This is a genomic window from Pseudomonas sp. HR96 (assembly GCF_034059295.1).
Classification (GTDB): domain Bacteria; phylum Pseudomonadota; class Gammaproteobacteria; order Pseudomonadales; family Pseudomonadaceae; genus Aquipseudomonas.
The window spans coordinates 1,849,315-1,874,699 of sequence record NZ_CP139141.1 but is presented as its reverse complement, the minus strand read 5'-3'; the positions used below and the strand labels follow the sequence as shown (position 1 = coordinate 1,874,699).

25 protein-coding genes are annotated in these 25,385 nt (G+C 66.2%); 16 read left to right on the top strand and 9 right to left on the bottom strand.

The genetic code is table 11. The features are described from left to right. Positions 1–3 precede the first annotated feature (3 nt). The 3 genes from SFA35_RS08800 to SFA35_RS08790 all read right to left on the bottom strand — a co-directional run bounded on the left by SFA35_RS08800 (position 4) and on the right by SFA35_RS08790 (position 5,869). Positions 4–2,304, bottom strand: a complete 2,301-nt coding sequence (locus SFA35_RS08800) for an autotransporter outer membrane beta-barrel domain-containing protein (RefSeq protein ID WP_320577348.1) — start codon at positions 2,302–2,304, stop codon at positions 4–6. A gap of 100 nt (positions 2,305–2,404) precedes the next feature. Next, entirely contained in the window at positions 2,405–5,008 is a 2,604-nt protein-coding gene (locus SFA35_RS08795; RefSeq protein WP_320577346.1) for an autotransporter outer membrane beta-barrel domain-containing protein, read from the bottom strand. Between the two features lie 159 nt (positions 5,009–5,167). Then, positions 5,168–5,869 carry an alpha/beta family hydrolase gene (locus SFA35_RS08790; protein WP_320577344.1) on the bottom strand — a complete coding sequence of 234 codons (702 nt, stop codon included), beginning with the start codon at positions 5,867–5,869 and terminating at the stop codon, positions 5,168–5,170. 265 nt (positions 5,870–6,134) lie between these two features. Between SFA35_RS08790 and ccoN the strand changes: the two genes are divergently transcribed. From ccoN to SFA35_RS08735, 11 genes are all read left to right on the top strand, one after another. Continuing rightward, entirely contained in the window at positions 6,135–7,577 is a 1,443-nt protein-coding gene (gene ccoN, locus SFA35_RS08785) for a cytochrome-c oxidase, cbb3-type subunit I (RefSeq protein WP_320577342.1), read from the top strand. Then, entirely contained in the window at positions 7,577–8,185 is a 609-nt protein-coding gene (gene ccoO / locus SFA35_RS08780) for a cytochrome-c oxidase, cbb3-type subunit II (protein ID WP_320577340.1), read from the top strand. The genes ccoN and ccoO overlap by 1 nt, the downstream gene beginning before the upstream one ends. A 21-nt stretch (positions 8,186–8,206) precedes the next feature. Next, positions 8,207–8,401, top strand: coding sequence for a cbb3-type cytochrome c oxidase subunit 3 (locus tag SFA35_RS08775; protein WP_320577337.1), 195 nt, complete (start codon positions 8,207–8,209; stop codon positions 8,399–8,401). Beyond that, positions 8,398–9,375: a cytochrome-c oxidase, cbb3-type subunit III gene (gene ccoP, locus SFA35_RS08770; RefSeq protein WP_320577335.1), complete on the top strand. Its 978-nt coding sequence runs from the start codon at positions 8,398–8,400 to the stop codon at positions 9,373–9,375. Before SFA35_RS08775 ends, ccoP begins: the two co-directional genes overlap by 4 nt. Position 9,376: 1 nt before the next feature. After that, complete coding sequence (ccoG, locus tag SFA35_RS08765; RefSeq protein ID WP_320577333.1) at positions 9,377–10,765, top strand: cytochrome c oxidase accessory protein CcoG; 1,389 nt, start codon at positions 9,377–9,379, stop codon at positions 10,763–10,765. A gap of 12 nt (positions 10,766–10,777) precedes the next feature. Then, the gene (locus SFA35_RS08760) at positions 10,778–11,311 is read left to right on the top strand and encodes a FixH family protein (protein WP_320577331.1); all 534 of its coding nucleotides are present in this window, start codon (positions 10,778–10,780) and stop codon (positions 11,309–11,311) included. A gap of 2 nt (positions 11,312–11,313) precedes the next feature. Further along, complete coding sequence (locus SFA35_RS08755) at positions 11,314–13,725, top strand: heavy metal translocating P-type ATPase (RefSeq protein WP_320578920.1); 2,412 nt, start codon at positions 11,314–11,316, stop codon at positions 13,723–13,725. Next, a complete protein-coding gene (ccoS, locus tag SFA35_RS08750; RefSeq protein ID WP_320577329.1) occupies positions 13,725–13,916 on the top strand; it encodes a cbb3-type cytochrome oxidase assembly protein CcoS in 192 nt (63 codons plus the stop codon). Before SFA35_RS08755 ends, ccoS begins: the two co-directional genes overlap by 1 nt. Beyond that, entirely contained in the window at positions 13,909–14,682 is a 774-nt protein-coding gene (locus SFA35_RS08745; protein WP_320577327.1) for a sulfite exporter TauE/SafE family protein, read from the top strand. Before ccoS ends, SFA35_RS08745 begins: the two co-directional genes overlap by 8 nt. Before the next feature lie 128 nt (positions 14,683–14,810). After that, the gene (gene fnr, locus SFA35_RS08740) at positions 14,811–15,545 is read left to right on the top strand and encodes a fumarate/nitrate reduction transcriptional regulator Fnr (protein ID WP_320577325.1); all 735 of its coding nucleotides are present in this window, start codon (positions 14,811–14,813) and stop codon (positions 15,543–15,545) included. 66 nt (positions 15,546–15,611) lie between these two features. Continuing rightward, the gene (locus SFA35_RS08735) at positions 15,612–16,160 is read left to right on the top strand and encodes an adenine phosphoribosyltransferase (RefSeq protein WP_320577322.1); all 549 of its coding nucleotides are present in this window, start codon (positions 15,612–15,614) and stop codon (positions 16,158–16,160) included. A gap of 129 nt (positions 16,161–16,289) precedes the next feature. Here SFA35_RS08735 and recR read toward each other — a convergent pair whose 3' ends face one another. The 3 genes from recR to dnaX all read right to left on the bottom strand — a co-directional run bounded on the left by recR (position 16,290) and on the right by dnaX (position 19,529). Further along, entirely contained in the window at positions 16,290–16,892 is a 603-nt protein-coding gene (gene recR, locus SFA35_RS08730; RefSeq protein WP_320577316.1) for a recombination mediator RecR, read from the bottom strand. Positions 16,893–17,025: 133 nt separating this feature from the next. Beyond that, complete coding sequence (locus SFA35_RS08725; RefSeq protein WP_320578918.1) at positions 17,026–17,352, bottom strand: YbaB/EbfC family nucleoid-associated protein; 327 nt, start codon at positions 17,350–17,352, stop codon at positions 17,026–17,028. Positions 17,353–17,420: 68 nt separating this feature from the next. Further along, the gene (gene dnaX / locus SFA35_RS08720; protein WP_320577314.1) at positions 17,421–19,529 is read right to left on the bottom strand and encodes a DNA polymerase III subunit gamma/tau; all 2,109 of its coding nucleotides are present in this window, start codon (positions 19,527–19,529) and stop codon (positions 17,421–17,423) included. Between the two features lie 130 nt (positions 19,530–19,659). Between dnaX and SFA35_RS08715 the strand changes: the two genes are divergently transcribed. After that, on the top strand, positions 19,660–20,415 hold the full coding sequence (locus SFA35_RS08715) for a substrate-binding periplasmic protein (RefSeq protein WP_320577312.1): 756 nt from the start codon (positions 19,660–19,662) through the stop codon (positions 20,413–20,415). Between the two features lie 2 nt (positions 20,416–20,417). On the opposite strand, the gene SFA35_RS08710 is transcribed toward SFA35_RS08715, so the two are convergent. Next, the gene (locus tag SFA35_RS08710) at positions 20,418–20,774 is read right to left on the bottom strand and encodes a hypothetical protein (RefSeq protein ID WP_320577310.1); all 357 of its coding nucleotides are present in this window, start codon (positions 20,772–20,774) and stop codon (positions 20,418–20,420) included. A 381-nt stretch (positions 20,775–21,155) separates the two neighbouring features. Here SFA35_RS08710 and SFA35_RS08705 point away from each other — a divergent pair, with 381 nt between their 5' ends. Then, positions 21,156–21,641 (top strand): glycoside hydrolase family 108 protein, encoded by a 486-nt coding sequence (locus SFA35_RS08705; RefSeq protein ID WP_320577308.1) that lies wholly within the window; start codon positions 21,156–21,158, stop codon positions 21,639–21,641. Then, positions 21,641–22,096: a 3TM-type holin gene (locus SFA35_RS08700; protein WP_320577306.1), complete on the top strand. Its 456-nt coding sequence runs from the start codon at positions 21,641–21,643 to the stop codon at positions 22,094–22,096. Before SFA35_RS08705 ends, SFA35_RS08700 begins: the two co-directional genes overlap by 1 nt. Here SFA35_RS08700 and SFA35_RS08695 read toward each other — a convergent pair. Next, on the bottom strand, positions 22,093–22,521 hold the full coding sequence (locus SFA35_RS08695; protein WP_320577303.1) for a DNA methylase: 429 nt from the start codon (positions 22,519–22,521) through the stop codon (positions 22,093–22,095). The genes SFA35_RS08700 and SFA35_RS08695 overlap by 4 nt on opposite strands. A gap of 142 nt (positions 22,522–22,663) precedes the next feature. Here SFA35_RS08695 and SFA35_RS08690 point away from each other — a divergent pair, with 142 nt between their 5' ends. Then, positions 22,664–23,509, top strand: a complete 846-nt coding sequence (locus SFA35_RS08690; RefSeq protein WP_320577301.1) for a sugar phosphate isomerase/epimerase family protein — start codon at positions 22,664–22,666, stop codon at positions 23,507–23,509. Further along, positions 23,506–24,381, top strand: coding sequence for an EthD domain-containing protein (locus SFA35_RS08685; RefSeq protein WP_320577298.1), 876 nt, complete (start codon positions 23,506–23,508; stop codon positions 24,379–24,381). Before SFA35_RS08690 ends, SFA35_RS08685 begins: the two co-directional genes overlap by 4 nt. Before the next feature lie 3 nt (positions 24,382–24,384). On the opposite strand, the gene aroD is transcribed toward SFA35_RS08685, so the two are convergent. Beyond that, entirely contained in the window at positions 24,385–25,278 is an 894-nt protein-coding gene (gene aroD / locus SFA35_RS08680; RefSeq protein WP_320577296.1) for a type I 3-dehydroquinate dehydratase, read from the bottom strand. Positions 25,279–25,385: the final 107 nt, after the last annotated feature.

The window sequence follows — 25,385 nt, the reverse complement described above, 5'->3', positions numbered from 1 at the left end:
CTCTCAATCAAACGCATAGCGCATCCCCACATTCACCCCCCACGGCTGCTCGATCTGCTCGCCGCCCATGTAATCCACATGCCCGTGCAGCTGCAGGTTCGACGACATCGCCACCGCCACCCCGGCGCCCAGCTCGCCACGGCTGCCCGCCAGGTCGTTCTTGAAGCGATGGCCGTTGACCTTGACCCCGTTGCCACGGGCGAACTCATGGGCCAGCGCCGCCTTCAGGTACGGCTGGACGATGCCGCCCTGGGCCAGCTGATGGGTACGGCCCAGGGTCGCGCCAGCCTTGCCGAGCAGCGAGCCGGTGCTGGCGTTCTGCGCACGCAGGCCGTTGTCGAGTTCGAACTGGCGGCCACCGACCAGCAGGCCGGACCACTGGGTGAACGGCTCGACGAACAGCTCCTCGCCCAGCTTGATGTGCCTGCCCAGCTCCAGCGAGGCGCCAAGACCGTGGCTGACATAGTCGCCACGGGCGCGGGCGCCGTCGCTCATGCGCACGTCGGCCTGGTTCTGGAACTGGTTGGCCTTGACCAGCGCGTCGGCATACCAGCCGCTGTCGGCCAGCCAGGTGCCGTAGGCGCCCAGGTAGTAACTGTCGACCTGGCCGCTGGAACCGCGCGACAGGCTCAGGTCCGAATGGCTGTAACCGCCGAGCACCCCCACCAGCCACTGGCTGTCGGCACTGCGAGCGACGGTATCGACCCCCAGCGACAGGCCCATCTGCCGCTGCCGATAACCCAGGCCGCCACCGGTGTCGACGTTGTACTGGTTGCCATAGCTGCGCATCCACGCCCCGCCCTGGCCACTGCCGCGTACCTCGCCCATGCGGCTGCGCAGCGTGCTCAGCTCGCCGTACCAGATGCTCGGCGCGGTGTTGAACAGCGCCTGCACGGTGCGGGTCGAGGGGCTGACGCCGCCGCGCTCGGCCGAGACGTACCAGCTGTCGCCCTGGCGATCGAGACCATAGGAAAATGCGCCGAGATCGACCCGACCGTTGACCAGGCTGAACTCGGCGTCACCCCCGCCGGTGCGAATCACCTCCAGCGGCTCGAAGCCGGCCTCGGGTTCGGCACCACTGGCCTGCAGCCTGACCTGGTAACGACCCTCGGCTCGGCCACTGACGTCGAGCAAATCCGTCAGACGCTGGTTGGCATCCAGTCGCAGGTTGAAGAGGCCTTCGCCGTTCAGTTCGCCCAGTGCCAGGCGTTGGTAGGCCCCGACGTCGCCGAAGCTGATTTGCCCGCCGGACATCAGCAGTCGGTCGATCTGGCTGTTGCCCGCCACCTGCCAATAACCGCCAGCCTCCACTTCGAGCTCGCCGACCCCGCTCAGCTGCCCTTCCAGCCGGGTGCCGTTGCGCAAGGAAACGTTGACCTCGCTGCCCTGCTCCACCGTGAGATTGCCGTGGACGACGCTGCGGTCGATCACCAGGTCCAGCTGCACGTTTTCTCCCAGGTCGAGGATCTCGCCAGTGCCACCAGCAGCAGACAGGGTCGAGTCGTTGACCTGAACAGTGGCGCGGGTCCCGTTCTCCAGCCGAAATACAGCGCCTTGAGCACTCGCCACATAGGCGCCGCCAATGCTGAGCTGGTTGCCGACGCCGGCGATGCGCACCGCCGGGCCCGACTGCGACTGCAACGAACCGCCCTGCACGTCAAGGCTTGCGCCATCCATGGAGACGGCGCTGGCCTCCTGGCCCTGGGCGTGAACATGGGTCTGCTCGAGCGCTGCCCTGCTGTCCTTGATGACCACGCCATGCGCCCGTTCGCCCTCGGTAACGATCTGCAGGTTGCTGGCGCTCAGCTGTGACTGGTCGCGGGCATAAAACCCATGGCTTTGCGCGCCTCGGGTATGAATGCTGCCACCGCCCAAGGTCGCTTCCGCTGTCCTGAGGTAGACCCCGTGAGCCTGGTCGCCATGGGTCTGGATGGCGGCCTGTTCGATCCGGGCCTGGGCCGATTCGCTGGCCCAGACGCCGTGGCCGGCGTCATACCAGGTGGTGATCTCCAGCCTTCCGCTGGCCACCAAGGTGCTACCGGGGTGCTGCAGGCGGATTCCACGCGCCTGCGCGCCCCAGGTCGACAGGCTCAGGTTGTGCGTGTGCAGCTGCCCCCCCGCCTGCACCAGAACGGCATCGATCCCGGCGCCAGTGGTATCGATGACCCGGTCATTGGCCTCGACACGCTCACCGGTCCCGACCACCAGGTGATCGTCGTCAGCGGCCAATGCCGTGGTCCATGAGAGCATCAGTAGAGGCGCCCAGAGCAGCGGCGGCAAGCTGAGCGGTCGGAACGAGGTCATATGCATATCCTTGAGAGGGCGAAAGGCCGATTTGCCATCGGCCTGGGCAGAGCCAAGCTTGCTCGCGATGCAGGCGACCCGGTATCAGGCTCGTTCTGAATCAATCGAACGCATAGCGCATCCCCACATTCACCCCCCACGGCTGCTCGATCTGCTCGCCGCCCATGTAATCCACATGCCCGTGCAGCTGCAGGTTCGACGACATCGCCACCGCCACCCCGGCGCCCAGCTCGCCACGGCTGCCTGCCAGGTCGTTCTTGAAGCGATGGCCGTTGACCTTGACCCCGTTGCCACGGGCGAACTCATGGGCCAGCGCCGCCTTCAGGTACGGCTGGACGATGCCGCCCTGGGCCAGCTGATGGGTACGGCCCAGGGTCGCGCCAGCCTTGCCGAGCAGCGAGCCGGTGCTGGCGTTCTGCGCACGCAGGCCGTTGTCGAGTTCGAACTGGCGGCCACCGACCAGCAGGCCGGACCACTGGGTGAACGGCTCGACGAACAGCTCCTCGCCCAGCTTGATGTGCCTGCCCAGCTCCAGCGAGGCGCCAAGACCGTGGCTGACATAGTCGCCGCGGGCGCGGGCGCCGTCGCTCATGCGCACGTCGGCCTGGTTCTGGAACTGGTTGGCCTTGACCAGCGCGTCGGCATACCAGCCGCTGTCGGCCAGCCAGGTGCCGTAGGCGCCCAGGTAGTAACTGTCGACCTGGCCGCTGGAACCGCGCGACAGGCTCAGGTCCGAATGGCTGTAACCGCCGAGCACCCCCACCAGCCACTGGCTGTCGGCACTGCGGGCGACGGTATCGACCCCCAGCGACAGGCCCATCTGCCGCTGCCGATAACCCAGGCCGCCACCGGTGTCGACGTTGTACTGGTTGCCATAGCTGCGCATCCACGCCCCGCCCTGGCCGCTGCCGCGCACCTCGCCCATGCGGCTGCGCAGGGTGCTCAGCTCGCCGTACCAGATGCTCGGCGCGGTGTTGAACAGCGCCTGCACGGTGCGGGTCGAGGGGCTGACGCCGCCGCGTTGATTGGAGAGAAACCAGTCATCGTCGCTACGCTCCAGGTCGTAGGAAAACGCCCCCAGATCGACCCGGGCACCGAGCAGGCCGAAGTGCGCATCGCCGCCCCCGGTACGTATCACGTGCAGGGGGTCGAAGTCGGGCTCGGGCTCCGCACCGCTGTTCTGGATTCGCACCAGATGGTCACCGCTGGCCTGCCCGGTGATATCGAGGAAGTCGATCATGCGCTCCTGCATGTTTAGGCTCAGCTCGAAAATGCCGTTGCCGGTCAGCTCGCCGGCAGTCAAGGTATAGAACTGCTGCGGGTTGCCGAAGGTGATCAGGCCGCCGTCCAGGTGCAGCGCGCCGACGTCACTGCTGGCGTCCATGTTCCACTGCGAGCCGGCCAGCACCTGCAGGCTCGAGAGGTTCTCGACATGGCCGTCGAGCAGCGAGCCGTTCAAGGTCAGGTCGAGCGTTGCGCCGTCGTCCACCAGCACACTGCCGTGCAGCTCGCCGTTGTCCAGGCTGAAGGTGTTGTCAGCGGTGGTGGCGTGCAAGGCCAGGCCATTGTCGGCCCGCAGGTAAGTGTTGCGCGCGTTGATGATGCCGCCGGCCAGGCGCGCCACCGGCGCGTCGTCACCCTCGGTGTGCACCCGCACGCCGTCCAGGTCGATCTGCCCATCGCGGCTGACCACCAGCGCCGCAGCGCCGTCTCGCGTGGTGGTGATGCTGCTTTGCGCCAGGTTGACCCGGGCGCCCACGATCGCCGCCACACCACTGCCGCTGATGGTCAGGTCGCGGCCAATGATGGAAGCCCCCTGCCCTGCGGCATCGCGGCCGCCGGCCCACAGGCCGTAGCCGTTCTCGACATGGATGCGCCCGCCTTCAAGCTGGGCGTGGGACTGGTCGATCTGTACCCCGTGGCTGTTGGCGCCCTGGGTGGTGATGCTGAAATCGCGCAGCGACAGCGTCCGATCGGTGGCCAGCGCGTAGACCCCGGCGGCGCCGTCGCCACGGGTGGTGACCTGCAGACGCTCGGCCTCGAAGCCGGCGTCACGGCCGATCACATAGACACCGCGCGCCTGCGCGCCCTCGGTGGCCAGCGTAACGTCGGTGAGGCGGGTCGAGGAGTTGTCGTTGACGTGTACGGCAGTGGCGCGTGCGCCGAAGGTCTCGACCGACAGATTGCTCGCGCTGATCGAAGACCCGCCGCCTTGGCTCATCAAGCCGTAGCTGGTGCCACCATAGGTGGTGATCGCGCCGCCCTGCAGATCGACCTGCCCACCGCTCAACACGTGCAGGCCGTAGGAGCCATCGCCGGTGGTGACCGCCTGCAGCACTTCGATCGAGGCCGTGCCTTGCTGCTCGACCATCACCGCCGAGGCGTTGTTGCCCGAGGAGAAGATGTTCAAGCGCCCTTGCGAAGTGAACTGGCTGCCGGCGTCGTGTACGTACACCCCCATCGAGGCATTGCCGGAGGTCGCCACATCATTGTCGCGGGCGTCCACCTGCCCCCCGCTGCGTGCCGTGATGGCCATCTGGTTGTTGCCGACGGTGGCGATGAACAGGTCATGGGCATCGACACGGGCGCCGTTTTCAGCCAGCACCGGCTGGTCTCGGGCGTGGGCATGGCTGGCCAGCCAGAGCACCTGGCTGATGGCGAGCGCGAGGGCGGCGGGGACATGGCGGGGGCGAAGAATGGACATGCAGGGATTACCTCGATCACGGATGGGCATTGGCGCGCGGGGCATCATCCGCGCCTGCCGCAGGGAGGCAAATCAGGGGATCGGGGCGTAGGCTGTAGGAATTTTCCGTCAGTCTTGTACTACATGGCGTTAACAGGTGGGCAGCCGCCCGCCGGCCTCTCAGGCGAGGAACGCGCTGACCCGGTCGGCCGCCGTCTGCAGATGATCGTCATGGGTATGACCGCTGCTCTTGAGCGGTTTGAGATCGTGATCGGCGGCCGCCAGCCAGAACAGCTCGATCTGCTCGCTCAACAGGTACTCGCCGACCGCTGCGCTGTTGCCCAAGGCGTCACGCTCGCCCTGCACGATCACGGTGGGCGTCGCCAGCTCGGCCAGGTGCTCGACTCGCGGCTTTTCCGGCTTGCCGGCGGCGTAGAAGGGGTAGCCCAGGCACACCAGGGCATCGGCGCCCAGCTCGTCGGCCACCAGGCTGGCCATACGCCCGCCCATCGACTTGCCGCCGATCGCCAGCCTGCCGCCCACCAGTGGGCGCACCAGGCTGTACACCTGGCGCCAGCTCTCCAGCAACACCGGCTGACGGTCAGGCGGTCGCCTGCCACCCTGGGCTCGGCGCAGCGCCATGTACGGGAACTCGAAGCGCAGTACACTCACGCCGCCTGCCGCCAGCAACTGCGCCATGCGCTGCATGAAGGGGCTGTCCATCGGCGCTCCGGCACCATGGGAGAGGATCAGGCAAGGCGGCTCGCTGCCGTCGCTGCGCGCTGGGGCGGGGTTCCACAGCCAGCCATTGTCGGCGACCCGCTGGGCCCACTGGGGATCGACCACTGCACTGGGCGAAACGTCGCTGGAGGTTTTTTTCATGAGGGTCTCTGGGCTCCGGATGAACGGCTGGTGAGCGAGTTGCGAACGCGCATCAATGGCAACTTGATGTCACAGTGCAAGCGCTCTGGATCAAGGGTTTGTCGCTTATCATAAGGCAATTGCACATTTCGATTGCTGACCGTTTGGTCAGCTTTTTCTTGACAAGGATACTGGCACCGCGCCTATGATCGCGCGCTGCCTGGCCAATTTCGATCTGGCCATCCTGCCTGAAGAAAACAACAACATCCGAACCGTGGACACTAGCATGAGCACAGCAATCAGTCCGACTGCCTACAACTATAAGGTGGTGCGCCAGTTCGCCATCATGACAGTGGTGTGGGGCATCGTCGGCATGGCCGTGGGCGTCTTGATCGCCTCGCAACTGGTCTGGCCGCAATTGAACTTCGACCTGCCCTGGACCACCTTCGGGCGGCTGCGCCCGTTGCACACCAACCTGGTGATCTTCGCCTTCGGCGGCTGCGCGCTGTTCGGCACCTCGTATTACGTGGTCCAGCGCACGTGCCAGGTGCGCCTGATCAACGACGACCTGGCCGCCTTCACCTTCTGGGGCTGGCAGGCGGTGATCGTCGGCGCGCTGATCAGCCTGCCACTGGGCTATACCACCACCAAGGAATACGCCGAACTGGAATGGCCGATCGCGATCCTGCTGGCCGTGGTCTGGGTCGCCTATGCCATGGTGTTCTTCGGCACTATCATGCGCCGGCGCACCCGGCATATCTACGTGGCCAACTGGTTCTACGGCGCGTTCATCGTGGTGACCCTGCTGCTGCACATCGTCAACCACGTGTCGTTGCCGGTCAGCGTGACCAAGTCCTACTCGGCCTATGCCGGCGCCACCGACGCCATGATCCAATGGTGGTACGGCCACAACGCCGTGGGCTTTTTCCTGACCACCGGTTTTCTGGGCATGATGTACTACTTCGTGCCCAAGCAGGCCGAGCGCCCGGTGTACTCCTACCGCCTGTCGATCGTGCACTTCTGGGCGCTGATCACCCTGTACATCTGGGCCGGCCCGCACCACCTGCACTACACCGCCCTGCCTGACTGGGCGCAATCGCTGGGCATGGTGATGTCGATCATCCTGCTGGTACCGAGCTGGGGCGGCATGATCAACGGCATGATGACCCTCACCGGCGCCTGGCACAAACTGCGCACCGACCCGATCCTGCGCTTTCTGGTGCTGTCGCTGGCCTTCTACGGCATGTCGACCTTCGAGGGGCCAATGATGGCCATCAAGACAGTCAACTCGCTGTCGCACTATACCGACTGGACCATCGGCCACGTACACGCCGGCGCCCTGGGCTGGGTGGCGATGATCACCATCGGCTCGATGTACCACATGATCCCGCGCATCTGGGGTCGCGACCACATGCACAGCATCAAGCTGATCAACCTGCACTTCTGGCTGGCCACCGTGGGCACCGTGCTCTACATCTGCGCCATGTGGGTCAACGGCATCACCCAGGGCCTGATGTGGCGGGCCATCAACGAGGACGGTACCCTCACCTATTCCTTCGTCGAAGCGCTGCAAGCCAGCGGCCCGGGCTACATCGTGCGCATGACCGGCGGGCTGATCTACGCCAGCGGCATGCTGGTGATGGCCTACAACGTATGGCGCACGGTCCGGGGCGCCAGTGCCGAACAGGCTGAAGCCGCTGCACAGATCGCCGTCGTGGGAGCGCATTGATGAAACACGAAATCATCGAAAAGAACCTCGGCCTGATGGCCCTGCTGATGGTCGTGGCCGTGGCCATCGGCGGCCTGACACAGATCGTCCCGCTGTTTTTCGAGGACGTCACCAACAAGCCTATCGTCGGCATGAAGCCGCGCCCGGCCCTTGAAGTCGAAGGCCGCGACGTGTTCATCGCCAACGGCTGCGTCGGCTGTCACTCGCAGATGATCCGCCCGTTTCGCGCCGAAACCGAGCGCTACGGGCACTACTCGGTGGCCGGCGAAAGCGTCTGGGACCACCCGTTCCTGTGGGGCTCCAAGCGCACCGGGCCGGACCTGGCGCGGGTCGGCGGGCGCTACTCGGACGACTGGCATCGCGCCCACCTGATCAACCCGCGCGACGTGGTGCCAGAGTCGATCATGCCGGCCTACCCCTTCCTGGTCAGCACGCCGATCGACAGCACGCTGACGGCCAGAAAGCTTCAGGTCCTGCGTTCGCTGGGCGTGCCCTACACCGACGCCGACATTGCCGGAGCGGCCGCAGCCGTCAAGGGCAAGACCGAGATGGACGCCCTGGTCGCCTACCTGCAAGGGCTGGGCACTCTGATCAAAAGCAAGCGGTGAACGACGATGGACACTTCATTCATGGACGCAGGAACCATTCGCGGTCTGGGCACCTTGCTGGTGTTCCTGGCCTTCGTCGGCCTGGCGATCTGGGTGTTCAGCGGCCGGCGCAAGCAGGACTTCGATGAAGCCAACCTGCTGCCTTTTGCCGACGACCCCGAGGCGCTGGCCAAGCTGAACGCACAAAAAAAACAAGAAAAAGGCCCTGAGCAATGAGCACCTTCTGGAGTCTGTACGTCACTGTTTTGACCCTGGGCACGCTGGTGGCGATGCTCTGGCTGCTGTTTTCGACCCGTCGCGGGCAGCGCCAGGAAACCACCGAGCAGACCGTGGGCCACGCCTACGACGGCATCGAGGAATACGACAACCCGCTGCCGCGCTGGTGGTTTTGGCTGTTCATCGCCACCATCGTCTTCGCCCTCGGCTACCTGGCGCTGTACCCGGGCCTGGGCAACTGGAAGGGCCTGCTGCCCGGCTATGACTACCTCGACGCCGAGAAGAAGACCCAGTTCGCCAACGGCCAGACCGGCTGGAGCGCCGTGCATGAGTGGGAAAAGGAAATGCACCGGGCCGAGCAGCAGTACGGGCCGATCTTCGCCAAGTTCGCGGCCATGCCCATCGAAGAGGTGGCCAAGGACCCGCAGGCGCTGCAAATGGGCGGCCGGCTGTTCGCCTCCAACTGCTCGGTGTGCCACGGCGCCGACGCCCGCGGCCAGTTCGGCTACCCTAACCTGACCGACGCCGACTGGCGCTGGGGCGGCGACCCGGCCAGCATCAAGGCCACCATCTTGAACGGCCGCCACGCGGTCATGCCCGGCTGGACGGCGGTGATCGGCGAGCAGGGCGTGGCCGACGTCTCGGCGTACGTCATCAAGGGCCTGAACAACCGCGCCCTGCCCGACGGCATCAAGGCTGACCCGGGCAACGGTGCCAAGCTGTTCGCCAGCACCTGCGTGGCCTGCCACGGTGCCAACGGGCAGGGCAACCCGATGCTCGGCGCGCCCAACCTGACCCACGCCGACGGCTTCATCTACGGTGCCAGCTTCGCCCAGCTGCAGCAGACCATCCGCTATGGCCGCCAGGGCGTGATGCCGGCCCAGGCGCAGCTGCAAGGCAACGACCGCGTGCACCTGCTGGCGGCCTACGTCTACAGCCTGTCCCATGGCGAAGGCAGCCCGGATGTGAAATGACATGAGCGAGCTGATCCCGCACACCGACCTGACCGTCGAGCTGTACGCCCCACGTCGGCAGATCTACACCCGGGCCTTCACCGGGCTGTTTCGCAACGTGCGCAGGATCGGCGGCGCCGTGCTGCTGTTCATCTATTTCAGCACCGCCTGGCTGACGGTCGACGGGCGCCAGGCGGTATGGTGGGACCTGCCATCGCGCAAGTTCCATATCTTCGGCGCCACCTTCTGGCCGCAGGATTTCATCCTGCTGTCTGGGCTGCTGATCGTCGCGGCCTTCGGCCTGTTCTTCATCACCGTCTACGCCGGGCGCGTGTGGTGTGGCTACAGCTGCCCGCAAAGCGTGTGGACCTGGATGTTCATGTGGTGCGAGAAGGTCATCGAAGGCGACCGCAACCAGCGCATCAAGCTCGACCAGGCACCCTGGAGCCTCACCAAGATCGTGCGCAAGTGCGCCAAGCACAGCCTCTGGCTGCTGCTGGCGCTGGCCACGGCGCTGACCTTCGTCGGCTACTTCACGCCTATCCGCGCCCTTGCCGTGGAGTTCTTCAGCGGCCAGGCCGACGCCTGGGCCTACGTCTGGGTCGGCCTGCTGACCGTCGCCACCTATGGCAACGCCGGCTGGCTGCGCGAGCAGGTGTGCATCCACATGTGTCCCTATGCGCGCTTCCAGAGCGTGATGTTCGACCGCGACACGCTGATCGTTTCCTATGACGCCGCCCGTGGCGAACAGCGCGGCGCCCGACGCAAGGAGGCCGAGCGCGGTGCCGGCGGGCTGGGCGACTGCATCGACTGCACGATGTGCGTGCAGGTCTGCCCCACCGGCATCGACATTCGCGACGGTTTGCAGATCGAATGCATCGGCTGCGCCGCCTGTGTCGACGCCTGCGACAGCATCATGGACAAGATGGACTATCCGCGCGGGCTGATTGCCTACACCACCGAGCGCGCGCTGGCCGGCCAGCCCAGCCAGACGTTGCGCCCGCGCCTGCTCGGCTATGCGGCGGTGCTGCTGGTGATGCTCGGCGTGCTGAGCACCGCCTTCACCCTGCGCCCGCTTGCCGCGCTGGACGTCAGCAAGGACCGCATGCTCTATCGGCTCGACAGCGCCGGGCGAGTGGAAAACGTCTACACCCTCAAGGTCATCAATAAGGACCAGCGCGCCCACCGCTACCAGCTGGCTGCCAGCGGCCTGGCGGGTTTGCACTGGCAAGGCGCGCGACAAGTGCAGGTCGGCGCCGGCGAGATCGCCACGCTGGTGGTGCAGCTGTCCGTCGACCAGGCGCCCAGCGCTGCACAAGCCATCGTGTTCACCCTGACCGACGCCGACCACCCGGGCGCCGACCACAGCATCGACGCCACCAGCCGCTTCACCGGCCCTACCCTTCGCTGAGGAGATCGCACCGTGCCTGCCGCCACCGCCACCAGCCCCTGGTACCAGCACCTCTGGCCCTGGATCATCATTGGCGTGCTTGCCACCTCGGTGACCTTGACCCTGGCCATGGTCACCATCGCCGTGCAACACCCCGACAACCTGGTCAGCGACAACTATTACGAGGCCGGCAAAGGCATCAACCGCTCGCTGGACCGCGAACAGCTCGCCCACACCCTCGACGCCCGCGCCACCGTGCGCCTGGACGAGCTGACCGGCGAGGTCGACCTGCGCCTGCGCGGGCGCAGCCAACCCGATACACTGGAGCTCAACCTGGTGTCGCCGACCCAGCCCGAGCGCGACCGCAAGGTCACCCTGCAGCGCAGCCCGGCCGAGCCGGGGCGCTACGTCGGCAACCTGGTGGACATCGTCGAGGGTCGCCGCTTCGTCGAGTTGCTCGGCCAGCAGGACGGCCAGACCTGGCGCCTGTTCGAGGAAGAACAGGTTACCCACGATAGGCCACTGGAACTGGGCGACGAGCCGCTGCAAGCCGAGCAGAACCCGTGAACCTGACCCCGCCCCTGCCCTGCTACCACTGCGCGCTGCCGGTTCCCGCCGGCCAGCGCTACCGTGCGCCGGTGCTAGGGCAAATCCGTGACTTCTGCTGCCCGGGTTGCCAGGCGGTGGCCGAAGCCATCGTCGCTGGCCACCTGGAGCACTATTACCAGCACCGCAGCCAGGCCTCGCACAACCCCCAGGAACTGCCGCTGCAGCTGCCTGACGAGCTGGCGCTGTATGACCGTGGCGACGTGCAAGGCCCTTTCCTGCACCGCCAGGACGACCTCAGCGAAATCACCCTGATGGTCGAGGGCATCAGTTGCGCCGCCTGCGGCTGGCTGATCGAGAAACACTTGCGCGGCCTGCCGGCGGTGGCCGAGGCGCGCCTGAACCTGTCCAACCATCGCCTGCTGGTGCGTTGGCAGCTGCCGGCCCTGGCCCTCAGCCAGCTGCTCGGCGAACTGCGCCAGATCGGCTACGCCGCCCACCCCTGGCAGGCCGACCGCGCCGCCGTGCAGCAGGCCGACGACAACCGCCGCGCCCTGCGCGAACTGGGCGTGGCAGGGTTGCTGTGGTTCCAGGCGATGATGGCGACCATGGCCACCTGGCCGCAATTCAACCTCGACCTCAGCCCCCAACTGCACGTGATCCTGCGCTGGGTGGCGATGCTGCTGACCACGCCCATCGTCTTCTACAGTTGCCGATCCTTTTTCAAGGGCGCTGCCCGCGACCTGCGCCAGCGCCAGCTGACCATGGACGTCTCGGTGTCGCTGGCGATCAGCCTGGCCTACGGTGCCGGCATCTGGACCGCCATCAGCGGCCAGGGCGAGCTGTATTTCGACGCGGTGGGCATGTTCGCGCTCTTCCTGCTGGCCGGCCGTTATCTGGAGCGCCGCGCGCGCGAACGCACCGCCCAGGCCACCGCGCAGCTGGTCAGCGTGCTGCCGATGTCGTGCCTGCGCCTGGCGGCCGATGGCCGCAGCGAACGCATCCTGCTCAGCGAACTGCAGCTGGGCGAACAGGTGCTGGTGCCCCCCGGCGCGGTGATCAGCGTCGACGGACGCATCGTCAGCGGCCTGTCCAGCGTCGACGAATCGCTGCTCACCGGCGAATACCTGCCGCTGCCGCGCGGCCCTGGCGATGCGGTCACTGCCGGCACCCTCAATGTGGAAGGCCCGCTCACCGTACAGGCTCTGGCCCTGGGCCATGACACACGACTGTCGGCCATCGTCCGCCTGCTCGAACGCGCCCAGGCCGACAAACCACGCCTGGCCCGCCTGGCCGACCGCGCCGCGCAGGTCTTCGTGCTGGTGTCGTTGCTGCTGGCGGCCGGCGTCGGCCTGCTGTGGTGGCAACTGGAGCCGGCCCGGGCCTTCTGGGTGGTGCTGGCCATGCTCGTGGCCACCTGCCCCTGCGCGCTGTCGCTGGCCACCCCCACCGCGCTCACCGTCGCCACCGGCAGCCTGCATCGGCTAGGTGTGCTGCTGACCCGCGGGCACGTGCTGGAGGGCCTGCAGCAGATCGACACGGTGATTTTCGACAAGACCGGCACCCTCACCGAAGGCCGCCTCAGCCTGCGGGCCGTGCAGCCCCTGGGCGGGCTGGCGAGCGACGACTGCCTGATGCTCGCTGCGGCGCTGGAGAACCGCAGCGAACACCCGATCGCCCGGGCCTTTGGCCAGTCAAGTGCTACCGCCGAAGCCGTGCTCAACGTGCCCGGTCTGGGCCTGGAGGGGTGGGTCGACGGACGCCGGCTGCGCATCGGCGAACCCGGCTTCGTCGCCGGCCTGAGCGGCATGGCGCCACCGCTGGCGCCCGACGAGACTGGCCAATGGCTGCTGCTGGGTGATACCCAAGGTGCGCTGGCGTGGCTGGTGCTCGACGACCCGCTGCGCAACGATGCCCTGCAGTTGCTCGAATGCTGCCGCGCCCGTGGCTGGCGCACCCTGTTGTTGTCCGGCGACCGCTCCGCGCAGGTCGGCCTGGTGGCCGGCGCACTGGGCATCGACGACGCCCGCGGCGGCCTGGGCGCCGCTGACAAGCTGGCCGTGCTGCGCGACCTGCAAGGCCAGGGCCGCAAGGTGCTGATGATCGGCGACGGGGTCAACGACGTACCGGTGCTGGCGGCCGCCGACATCAGCGTGGCCATGGGCTCGGCCAGCGACCTGGCGCGGGTCGGCGCCGACGCGGTGTTGCTGTGCAACCGCCTCGGTGCACTGGTCCAGGCCCTGGACGTCGCCGCGCGCACGCGCCGGGTGATCTGGCAGAACCTGCTCTGGGCCAGCCTGTACAACGGGCTTATGCTGCCCTTCGCGGCACTGGGCTGGGTTACACCGGTGTGGGCGGCCCTGGGCATGTCGCTCAGCTCGTTGACCGTGGTGCTCAACGCCCTGCGCCTGACCCGTATCAAGGAGGCCGGCTGATGCCTGCGCTGTACATCATGATTCCTGCGGCGATGCTGATCGTCGGCGTCGCCCTCTACATCTTTTTCTGGGCCGTGGACGGCGGCCAGTACGAAGACCTCGACAGCCCGGCCCACAGCATCCTGTTCGACGACCAGGACCCCGACCACCTGGCCGGCTCCGGCCAGGGCGACGAACACAAGCATGACTGAACTACTGCCCCTGCTGGCCTCGGCGCTGATCCTCGGGCTACTGGGCGGCGGCCACTGCCTGGGCATGTGCGGCGGCCTGATGGGCGCGCTGACCCTGGCCATCCCGGCCGAGCAGCGCGCGCGCCGGCTGCGCCTGCTGCTGGCCTACAACCTGGGCCGCATCGCCAGCTACGCCGTGGCCGGGCTGCTGCTCGGCAGCCTCGGCTGGGCCCTGGCCAACAGCCCGGCGGCCATGCTGCTGCGGGTCGTCGCGGCGCTGCTGTTGATCGCCATGGGCCTGTACCTGGCCGGCTGGTGGAGCGGGCTGACGCGCATCGAAGCGCTGGGCCGCGGTCTATGGAAACACCTGCAACCACTGGCGCGGCGCCTGCTGCCGGTGTCCAGCCTGCCGCGCGCCCTGCTGCTGGGCGCGGTCTGGGGCTGGCTGCCATGCGGGCTGGTCTACAGCACCCTGCTGTGGGCGGCGAGCCAGGGCAATGCCTGGCACAGCGCGGCGCTGATGCTCGGCTTCGGCGTCGGCACCTGGCCGGTGCTGCTGGCCATCGGCCTGGCCGCCGAGCGCACGACCGCCCTGCTGCGCCGGCGTGGCGTGCGCCAGGCAGGCGGGCTGCTGGTCATCCTGTTCGGCCTGTGGACGCTGCCGGGGCCGCACCAGCAGTGGCTGATGGGGCATGGCTCGATGGGGCATGCTTCGATGGACCACGCGGCCATGGATCACAATGCAATGGGTCACGCTGAAATGGATCACGCTTCGATGGGACATTGACCCAGGTCAATATTTGCGGTGAACGGCGTGCCTACACTGCGCAGCATTGAGCTGGGACAGGTTAAGCTGCCCGGCAATATGTTCAAGGCCGTCCCGGCACGGCCAAAGATTGCCAGGAGCACGACGCGATGTCCGAGCTACTCAAAGCCCGTACCAGCCATCAGATCCACTGCAAGGATTGCAGCCTCGCCACCTTGTGCCTGCCCTTGTCCCTGCAACTGGAGGACATGGACGCGGTGGACAACATCATCAAGCGCGGCCGGCCGCTGCGCAAAGGCGAGTTGCTGTTTCGCCAGGGCGATCCGTTCGCCTCGGTGTACGCGGTCCGCTCTGGGGCCCTGAAAACCTTCAAGGTCAGCAGTTCCGGCGAAGAGCAGATCACCGGTTTTCATCTGCCCAGCGAGCTGGTCGGGCTGTCCGGGCTGGACACCGAGACCTGCCCGGTGTCGGCCCAGGCGCTGGAAACCACCACGGTCTGCGAGATTCCTTTCGAGCGCCTCGACGAGCTGGCCGCCCAGCTGCCAGCGTTGCGTCGGCAATTGATGCGGGTGATGAGCCGGGAGATCCGCGATGACCAGCAGATGATGTTGCTGCTGTCGAAAAAGACCGCCGATGAGCGCATCGCCAGCTTTCTGGTCAACCTGTCGTCGCGCTTTCGCGCCCGCGGCTTTTCGCCGCTGCAGTTTCGCCTGAACATGTCGCGCAACGACATCGGCAACTTCCTCGGCCTGGCCGTGGAGACCGTGTCGCGGGTGTTCACCCGGCTGCAGGAGACGCAGTTGATCGCCGCCGTGGGCAAGGAAGTGCACATCCTGCAGCCCGAGGCCTTGTGCACCCTGGCCGGCGGCTCGCTGGACGGCTGATGACGGCTAGGGCGTGCGCTCGGCTATAATGCTGGCCATTCAACAGCCTGCCAGGACACTTCGCGAATGGTCTTCGACGAACCCAGCTTCAAATCCCTGATCCGCCCCGTGCTGGACTTTCCCAAGCCGGGGGTGATATTTCGCGACATCACTCCCCTGTTCCAGTCGCCCAAAGCCCTGCGTCTGGTGGTGGACAGCTTCGTGCACCGCTACATCGACGCCGACTTCAGCCACATCGGTGCCATGGACGCCCGTGGTTTTCTGATCGGCTCCATCGTCGCCCACGAACTGAACAAGCCGCTGATCCTGTTCCGCAAACAAGGCAAGCTGCCAGCCGACGTGCTCAGCGAGGGCTACCAGACCGAATACGGCGAAGCGTTCCTGGAAGTGCACGCCGACAGCCTCTGCGACGGCGACGCCATGGTGCTGTTCGACGATCTGATCGCCACCGGTGGCACTCTGATCGCCGCCGCCAACCTGGCCCGGCGCATGGGCGCCCGTGTCTACGAAGCCGCCGCGATCATCGACCTGCCGGAACTGGGCGGCTCGCGCCGTTTGCAGGACATGGGTATCCCGGCATTCACGTTGACGCAGTTTTCGTTGAGCGAGTATTGACTGACGCAGGCGCCCACGCGTCCTATCGTCGGATCGCGGCTGTCCGCTTGCCGAGCAAGCTCGGTCCCACAGAGCCCTGACCTGTACGACCGAGCAAGCTCGGTCCCACAGGGGCAAGGCCCGTCACCTTCAAAGCGCTATCGGCTTGCGTCCGGCAAACGAGTGCGCCAAGGTGCCGCCGTCAACCAGTTCCAGCTCGCCCCCCAGCGGTACGCCGTGGGCGATGCGCGAGGCGACCAGGCCTTTGCTGGCCAGCAGCTGGGCGATGTAGTGGGCGGTGGCTTCGCCTTCGACCGTCGGGTTGGTGGCCAGGATGACTTCGGCAAAGCTGGCCTGCTCCTCGATGCGCGCCATCAGTTGCGGGATGCCGATGGCCTCCGGACCCAGGCCATCGAGCGGCGACAGGTGGCCCTTGAGCACGAAGTAGCGGCCGCGGTAGCCGGTCTGCTCCACCGCGTAGACATCCATCGGGCCTTCGACCACGCACAGCAGGGTGTCATCGCGGCGCGTGTCGGCGCACTGCGGGCACAGTTCTTCTTCGGTCAGGGTGCGACACAGGCGGCAATGGCCGACCCCCTCCATCGCCTGCCCCAGCGCCTGCGCCAGGCGGCTGCCGCCACTGCGGTCGCGCTCGAGCAACTGCAAGGCCATGCGCTGGGCGGTTTTCTGGCCCACGCCCGGCAGGATGCGCAGGGCGTCGATCAGTTGGCGGATCAGGGGGCTGAAGCTCATGTTTATAGGCCTGGCTAACGACGAGAACGCGGTTTATACGCCCGCCCCCCGGTGGCGTCAAGGCAGCCGGACGGCATACGCGGCGGACAAAAAACCGGGCACGAGGCCCGGTCCGTGGTGCAGCAAGTGCCCCTTAGAAAGGCATCTTGAAGCCCGGCGGCAGCTGCATGCCGGCGGTCATGCCGGACATCTTGTCCTGGCTCGAGGCCTCGATCTTGCGCACTGCGTCGTTGACGGCAGCGGCGATCAGGTCTTCGAGTACGTCCTTGTCTTCCTGCATCAGGCTGTCGTCCAGGGTCACGCGCTTGACATCATGACGACCGGTCATGACGATGCTGACCAGGCCGGCACCCGATTGCCCGGTCACTTCGGCATTGGCCAGTTCTTCCTGGGCCTTGGCCATCTTTTCCTGCATTTGCTGAGCCTGCTTCATCAGGCCGGCCATGCCACCTTTCATCATGGGGATCACCTCATCGGTTGATTGGTCTTGCACCGGGACCCGCCAGGTGTGGCGGGCGCCCGTCTCGGTTATGGGGTTGGGCTGGCCATGGTATCGACTGGTTCAATCGTGTCGTCACGAATGACCGCGCCAAACTGTTGCATCATTTGTAGGACAAAAGGGTCAGCGTGAATAGACGCCTCGGCGTCCTTCTGACGCTCGGCACGCAAGCGCGCCGCAGCCTGGGCCGGGGTCTCCTGCTCGGGGCGGATCAGCTCGATGCGCAGGCTCAGGGTGCGGCCATGGTACTGATTCAGGGCGTCGTTGAGTCGCCGCTGCTGGGTGGCATTGAACAGCGCGCTGTGGGCCGGGTCCAGGTGCAGCAGCCACTGGTCGCCGTCCACTGCCATCAAGGTGCAGTTGGCGGCGATGCTGCCGGTCATGCCGGAGATGGGCAGCTTCGGGAACAGTTCCAGCCATTGCAGGGCAAGCCCCGTGGCCGGCGCGGCGGCCGGCAATACCTCGGGCTCGGCGACGAGCGCAGGGGTGGCCTCGCTGGCCAGCTCGTCGAGGTAGCTGTAGGCAGCACCAACGTCGAGGTCCGGTTCGTAATAGTCTTCGTCCAGCGGCGGCTCGTCGTCGCGGTCCATGCCGGCGGGAGCAAAATCGCCAGGGTGGCCCGGCGGCACGGGATCGGCCAGGGCACCAGGGCCCAGCTCGACGACCGTTTCAAGCACTTGCGGCTCGACCTCGGGTGCATCCGGCACGGCGCTGGCCGGCACCGGCGTGGGCATGGGCGTCAGCTCGGGCTGCTCGGCAACGGTGTCCAGAATCGGCTCGGGAATGGCCTGGGCGAGCGCAGCGGGTTCGGGCGCAGGTTCAGGCTCGACCACCGGCAACGGATTCCACGGCAGGTCGGGCGCCTGCACCGCCTTGGCCGGGGCCCCTTCTGCCTCGTTTGCAGTGGGCGCAACCGGCGCCGGCACGGCGCCAGGCGCTGCCACAGGTTCAGGCTCGATGGGCGCCACTGGCGCCGCCACGGTGGGGGTGGAATCAGCTGTGGCCTGGCTGATCCCCACTGTCTTTAGTGTCTGCCTCGGGGCGTCCTCGGCGTCAGCGGGGCGAAATGCCAGCATGCGCAGCATGACCATTTCGAAGCCGCTGCGTGGGTCCGGCGCCAACGGCAGGTCGCGACGGCCGATCAGGCCCATCTGGTAGTAGAACTGCACATCTTCAGCCGGCAGCGCCTGGGCCACGGCCAGCACCCGGTCGCGATCGCCCTGGCCGTTGTCTACCGCCTCGGGCAGCGCCTGAGCCACCGCCACGCGGTGCAGCACGTTGAGCATCTCGGCCAGCACGCCGTTCCAGTCCGGCCCCTGCTCGGCCAAGTGGCGGATGGCTTCGAGCAGACCTCTGGCATCGCCTTCGAGCAAGGCCTGCAGCACGCCGTATACCTGGCCATGATCGAGGGTGCCGAGCATGGCGCGCACATCGGCGGCCTGCACCTTGCCCTCGCCGAAGGCAATGGCCTGGTCGGTCAGGCTCATGGCGTCGCGCATGGAGCCGTCCGCCGCACGCCCGAGCAGCCACAGGGCATCGTCCTCGAACGGCACGTTCTCGACGGTCAGGACGTTGGTCAGATGTTCGACCACACGCTCGGGTGTCATGTTCTTCAGCGAGAACTGCAGGCAACGCGAGAGGATGGTCGCCGGCAGCTTCTGTGGGTCGGTGGTGGCGAGGATAAATTTGACGTAGGGCGGCGGCTCTTCCAGAGTCTTCAACAGGGCGTTGAACGAATGAGTGGAAAGCATGTGCACTTCGTCGATCAGGTAGACCTTGAAGCGCCCGCGGCTCGGCGCGTACTGCACGTTGTCGAGCAGCTCGCGGGTGTCTTCGACCTTGGTGCGGCTGGCGGCGTCGATTTCGATCAGGTCGACGAAGCGGCCCTCGTCGATCTCCGTGCACACCGAGCAGACACCACAGGGCGTCGAGGTGATACCGGTTTCACAATTCACGCACTTGGCGATAATACGCGCGATAGTGGTCTTGCCGACACCGCGGGTGCCGGTGAACAGATAGGCGTGGTGCAGGCGCTGGTTGTCCAGCGCGTTGATCAGGGCCTTGAGCACATGGGTCTGGCCGATCATTTCGCGGAACGAGCGCGGACGCCATTTTCGTGCAAGAACCTGATAACTCATGAAAAACCGTCGCAACTGGGAAGCGGAAGACCGCTAATCGTAGCGGAGCAGGGGAAAAATTGCATCCGGTGGCACCGCTATATTGGCGCGCGCCGGTGATCAGCGGTTCCACAGGCCTGAGAGGCACTGCATGCGACTAGCTTCAAGTGCTCTGGCACTGCTGTTGACAAGCTGCGCACTGGCCGCCGAACCGGCGCTGCGTTTTTCCATCGCGCAGAGCTGGACCATGCCACTGGTGCAGGTCGACGACGGTCAGGCGCACGGCGGCATCCTTTATGACCTGATGAGCAGCCTGGCGCGCCAGGTGGGCGTGCCCGCCGAGTTCTACGTCATCCCGCGCAAGCGCCTGCAGGCGGCGATGGAAAACGGCCAGATCGACGTGCGCTGCTACGCCGCCCAGTCATGGCTGCCGAACCTGTCCGGCGACTACATCTGGAGCATCCCGGTGATGCAGCAGCGCGACATCCTCGTCGCCCAGGTCGGCGACGACGCGCCGGTGGACATCAGCCGGCTCAAGGACGAAAAGATCGGTACCGTGCTGGGTTTCATCTATCCGATACTGCAGCCGGGCTTCGATAAAGGGCTGCTGCAACGCGACGACGCACGCAACCAGTATCAGGTGCTGGAAAAACTCCTGGCTCACCGTTATCGCTATGCGGCCAGCAACGAACTGACCGTCAACTGGCTCAACCACCAGTTGCCCCCCGCCCAACAATTGCATGAAGTGGCCGAGATCCAGGACCTGCAACTGGGTTGCTACGTGCGCAATGACCCGGCGGTGCCCGTGCAGCGCGTGCTGCGCACCCTGTTGCGGATGAAAATGTCCGGCGAGGTCGACGACCTGGTGCGCCACTACAACGGCCTGCCGGTAGGCCAGAGCCGCTAGCCTCACTCGCCGAGTTGGTGGCGCCCCAACTCACCCATCAACTCGGCAGCCGCCTCGTCGAACATGCCCAGCGGGTGCGCCCGGCACCAGGTTTCCAGCCAGTGCTGCATGCGCGGGTTGTCGGTACCGTCGAAGTAATCGATGCCGGTCTGCGCGCTGGCCAGGCTCGCATAGCCGCTGAACCACTGCATGTAGCTGTCGACACTGCGATCGCCCTGGCGCGAGGCCTCGACGGCGGTGACGAACAAGGCGCAACTGGCGGCGCCGTTGCCATAGGCGGTGGATTGGGCCTGGGCCAGGGGGGCGAGCAGAAAGAGCGCAAACGCCAAACTGCTGCAATAGTTCGATAGTGTGTTCATCTGAACGATTACATCATGGTCACGGGTGATAGTTCGGGACATTTCACGAAGCCGGCACGCTGGGTACACCAGTCGGCCAGTCGGTCAGTCAATGGATGCACCAGCAAAGCACTGGAGGCGATGACAAGGCTAGACCGTATCCTCCAGTCACAACCCGCCAATTTGTCAATGGACGTGGCGGGTTCTCTGCGCCTGTACTAGCTTGCTCATCCAAGGCCCCTCCCACGTTGATCGCTTCGACGTTCGTTGTACAGCGTGCTCGGCCCGCTGCCTCCTCGATGGTCATCGCAGGGGTGGTGCTCAGCGCTAGCCAGATAACGAACCCACACTTCTCAGTACCCGCGGCAGGAGCATGCCGTATCGGCTTTGGAGTACAAAAACATGGCGAACTTCGACGAAGCAATCCCCAAGACCCTGGCCCGCGAGGGCGGCGCCCGCTACACCGAAACCCCGGGCGATGCCGGCGGCGCGACCCGGTACGGCATCTCCAAGCGCGCCTACCCGTCGCTGGACATCAGGAACCTGACCGAACAACAAGCCACCGCCATTTACCAGCGCGATTACTGGGACCCGCTCTGTGGCAACAGCATCCTCTCCCAGGCCATTGCCGAGAACCTGTTCGATACGGCGGTAAACATGGGTGTCAGCCGCGCGGTGAAGTTGGCCCAGGTCACCCTGGGTGAGCATCCTGTCGACGGCTGCATGTCGCCGACGACGCTGACGGCCATCAATCGATGCGTGGTGGAGACCTTTCTGACCGACTACACCCTGGCCAAGGTCATGCGCTACGTCGGCCTGTGCAACCGCAATCGCTCGCAGGACAGGTTCCTGCTGGGCTGGCTCAACCGCGCCCTGGGAGCAGCATGATGAGCGTCGTCAGCAACGCCCTGGCGGCCGGGGATGGCGGAAAAAACACGGTGGTCAACGCCGTCGAGAAATTCGTCGACAGCCCGGCCGAGCAGGCCGACTGGCGGATCGAGCTGGACAAGGCCGCCCAGCAGCGCGACTTGGCCCAGGTCGAGATCAACAAGATCGAAGCGGCCAATCCGGATTGGTTCGTCGCCGGCTGGCGACCGGCGATCGGCTGGGTCTGCGCGGCGGGGCTGGGCTACCAATTTGTGCTCGACCCGCTGCTGGTCTGGCTGTTTCCGGGCCACCCTGCAGTGCATCTGGACGCTTCGCAGCTGTATTCGTTGACGGCCGGCATGCTGGGCATCGCCGGCATGCGCTCGTTCGACAAGCTCAAGGGCAAGGCGACCAGGCATATCGGGGGCAATACGACGAGCAAGTCGGTCACGGTGACCCAAGCGCCAGCTGACTAGTCCGGCCAAGCCTCACGCAAGAAGATCTGCGCCGTCTTCGGCCCGATGCCGGCATACGCCTGCAGCCGCCGGGCGCAGTCGGCCCGGTCGGTGCTGTGCCTGAGCAGCTCGCCGACCTTGCCGTGATACTCCCGCTGCAGCCCTTGGCCCAAGGCCGCCAGGCGCGTGGCGGTGGATTCGTCATAGCGCGCGTAACGCCCCTCGCCGAGCATGGCCACCAGTTGGCGGTGGCTGCAGCTGGCCATTTTGGCCACGCTGTCGACCTGGTGCTTGCGCACTATCACCTCGAACGCCGCCTTGGCGATGTCCTGCTGGATGCGCTTGCCGAACAGAAAACTGGCGATCAGCCAGGCGAACAGGTCGGGTTCGTGGTGACTGGCCGGGTCGAGGCCCAACTCGCGCGCCGTGATTTCCGATTTCTTCATGGTTTTGCCCTCCTTGATCAGAGGACCCGGCCAGATCGCGCGGGTTCGAAACGGCTGCCTGCGACAATCGCACCTGAACTTCGCCAACCCGCGCGCCCTCTTCTGCACAAGGCTCATTCCCCTTTTTGTCGACGAGGCACCCATGCACAGACTCGCCATCAGCCAGATCACCACTGCCCCGCTCACCCTCGGCGAAGACCTCGCCCTGTGCCAGCGCCTGGGCTGCGGCCTGGAGATCGCCGAAAAAAAGCTGTCCCGGGATCCTGGCCAAGCGCGCGATCAACTGGCGATGATCAAGGACAGCGGCGTGCCGATCACCTCGATCCAGCCACGCACCCTGACCCTCTTCCCGTCAGCCTCGGCCAAGGAACCTGCCGAACCCCAGGCGCGCCTGGAATTGCTGGCCGCCTCGGTCGAGCTGTTTGCACCCTATTGGCCAGGGCTGGCGCTGCTCAGCAACACCGGCGCCGACCCCGAGGGCAATGAGGCAAAAGTCTGGGACGGCTGCCTCGAACACTACGCCAGCCTCGCCCGCCACGCCGCCAGCCACGGCATGCGCATCGCCTTGGAAGCCCTTGGCCCGTCGCTGATGAACCGCAACTCGATCCTGTTCAGCTTCAGCCAGGCGCAGGAGATGGTGCGCGCCGTCGACCACCCGCACCTGGGCCTGTGCCTGGACCTCTACAACAGCTGGCAGGACCCTGCCCTGCTCTCTTCCATCAGCGCCGATCAGCTGTTCATCGTGCAAGTGGCCGACTGGCGCCGGCCGCGCTCGCTGCACGACCGGCGCGCCCTGGGCGACGGCGAGCTGGCCCTGGCGCCCTTGCTGGGTAGCCTGGCGAACGCTGGCTACGACGGCGACTACGTGCTGGAGATTTTCTCCGAGGGCGTTGCCGACTCGCTGTGGCGCGACAAGCCGACGCTGATGGCTGCCGTCGAGCGCAGCGCCGAAATTTTCAACACACTGGCCTGGAGCATCGACTCATGATCACCCTCAACAGCTACACTACCGTCAAGCGCCGCGAACGCGTGCCCCATGAGGTATTCGCCCACTACTGGCGCGACGTGCACGGGCCATTGTGCGCCCGGCTGCCGGGGCTTGGCCTGTACATCCAGCACCACTTCGAGCGCAATCAGGACGCGCACCTGTGGCCCTTGGCCGACGGCATCAGCGAAATCGCCGACTACGAACTGGACGGCGGAGTCGAGATCGGCTTCAGCTCGGCCGACGACCAGCAACGGTTCAAGGCGGCCAGCCCCATCCTGTTCAGCGACGAACAGAACATGTTCGACGAAACCCTGGCCTACGACCTGCCGCAGGGCTCCAGCACCCTGGTCAACCACTGCGCCGATCAAACCCATAACGGCCCCGATCGGCTCGACCGCATTCACCTGCACCTGAGCGCGAAAAACACTCTGGATGACCTGCACGGCTATCTGCAGGGCGACTTCAGCCGGCTGCTGAGCGCCGCGCCGGGCCTGATGAAGCTGCAGCTGCACCTGTGCGCCCCATTCGTCAACGACGGCCAGCGGCCGCCATCGCCGGGCGTCGCACACACCGCCAGTGCCGACCGCCAGCAACTGGCCGTGGTGGAGGTCGCCTTCGCCTCGCCGATGCAGCGGCGGCAGTTTTTCGCCAGCGGTGCGTTCCTTGATTCGCAGGCGCAACAGGCCGTACACATCGCCAGCCTCAAGGCCTTCGCCGTGTCGGGTGTGTATACCTACGTACGCGACGGCCAGCTGACCACCGCCGGGCTGCGAGGTAGCCGGGCGGCGGAACTGATCGACTACCTGGGCGCGCTCAATCAGATCGAGCCCGAGGTCGCCGCCCTGATGCACAGCGGCAAGCTGGCCGAGTGAAGCTCAAGCCCGCGAACCCTGGTCGATGATCTGCAGCACCGAGCGCACCGAGTCCGCCTGCAACTGCCCCGGGGCGGACGCCTGACCGACGCTGGCGTAGGTCAGCGCCGAACCGGTCAACTGCCCCGCCACCCGTGAAGTGACCCCCAGCGGCCCCATCGACATGGTCAGCAAGGGCCGCTCGGCGTAGCGGGTAAACATCTCTTGGCTGGCCGCCATCAACGTCAGCACGTCGGCCGGGCTGTTGGGCATGGTCGCAATCTTCAGAATATCCGCCCCCAGCGCCTGCTGGCGCCGCAGGCGCTCGACGATCACCGCCTGCTGCGGGGTGGCGTTGAAGTCGTGGTTGGATAGGATCACCGCGATATCGCGGCCGTGGGCCGCGTCCACCAGCGCGGTGACCTGCGCTTCAGGCTTGCTCATCTCCAAGTCGATCAGATCGACGCTGGCTCCTTCGACAATGGCCCGGTACAGCGCGAAATACTCGTCGTCGCTCAACGGCTGCTTGCCACCCTCCTGCTGGCTGCGCCAGGTCGCCAGCAGCGGCTTGCCTTGCAGGCTGTAGGTCACGCGGCCAATGAGGTCGAGCATGGCGGCGTGGTCACCGGGGTTGGGCAGGTAGTCCATACGCAGCTCGGCCAGGTCGACCTGGCCGGACCTGGCGATGGCATCGGCCTGCTGCAGCGCCTGGTCGGCGCTGCTGGCAGTGATCGAGGCGATGATCTTCGGCGCGCCCTTGCCGATTTCCAGGTCCTTGATCTGCAGGATGGCGGTTGCGCGCGGGGTGCTGTTGGGTGGCGCAGGCTGGCCAGGTTCGGGGGCGGCGAGCAGGACGTCGGAGAGCGGGACGGTGGCGGCGGCCAGGCCGGTCTTGATGAGAAATTCGCGGCGCTGCATGAGGGGGTCTCCGAAGCTTGGGGTATGTGCAATGGAGGGGGAATTAGCAGGCGGAGTTCCAGAGAACTGGGGGCAAGAGGCCCGTGGTAGAGCCATCGCACAGGCCG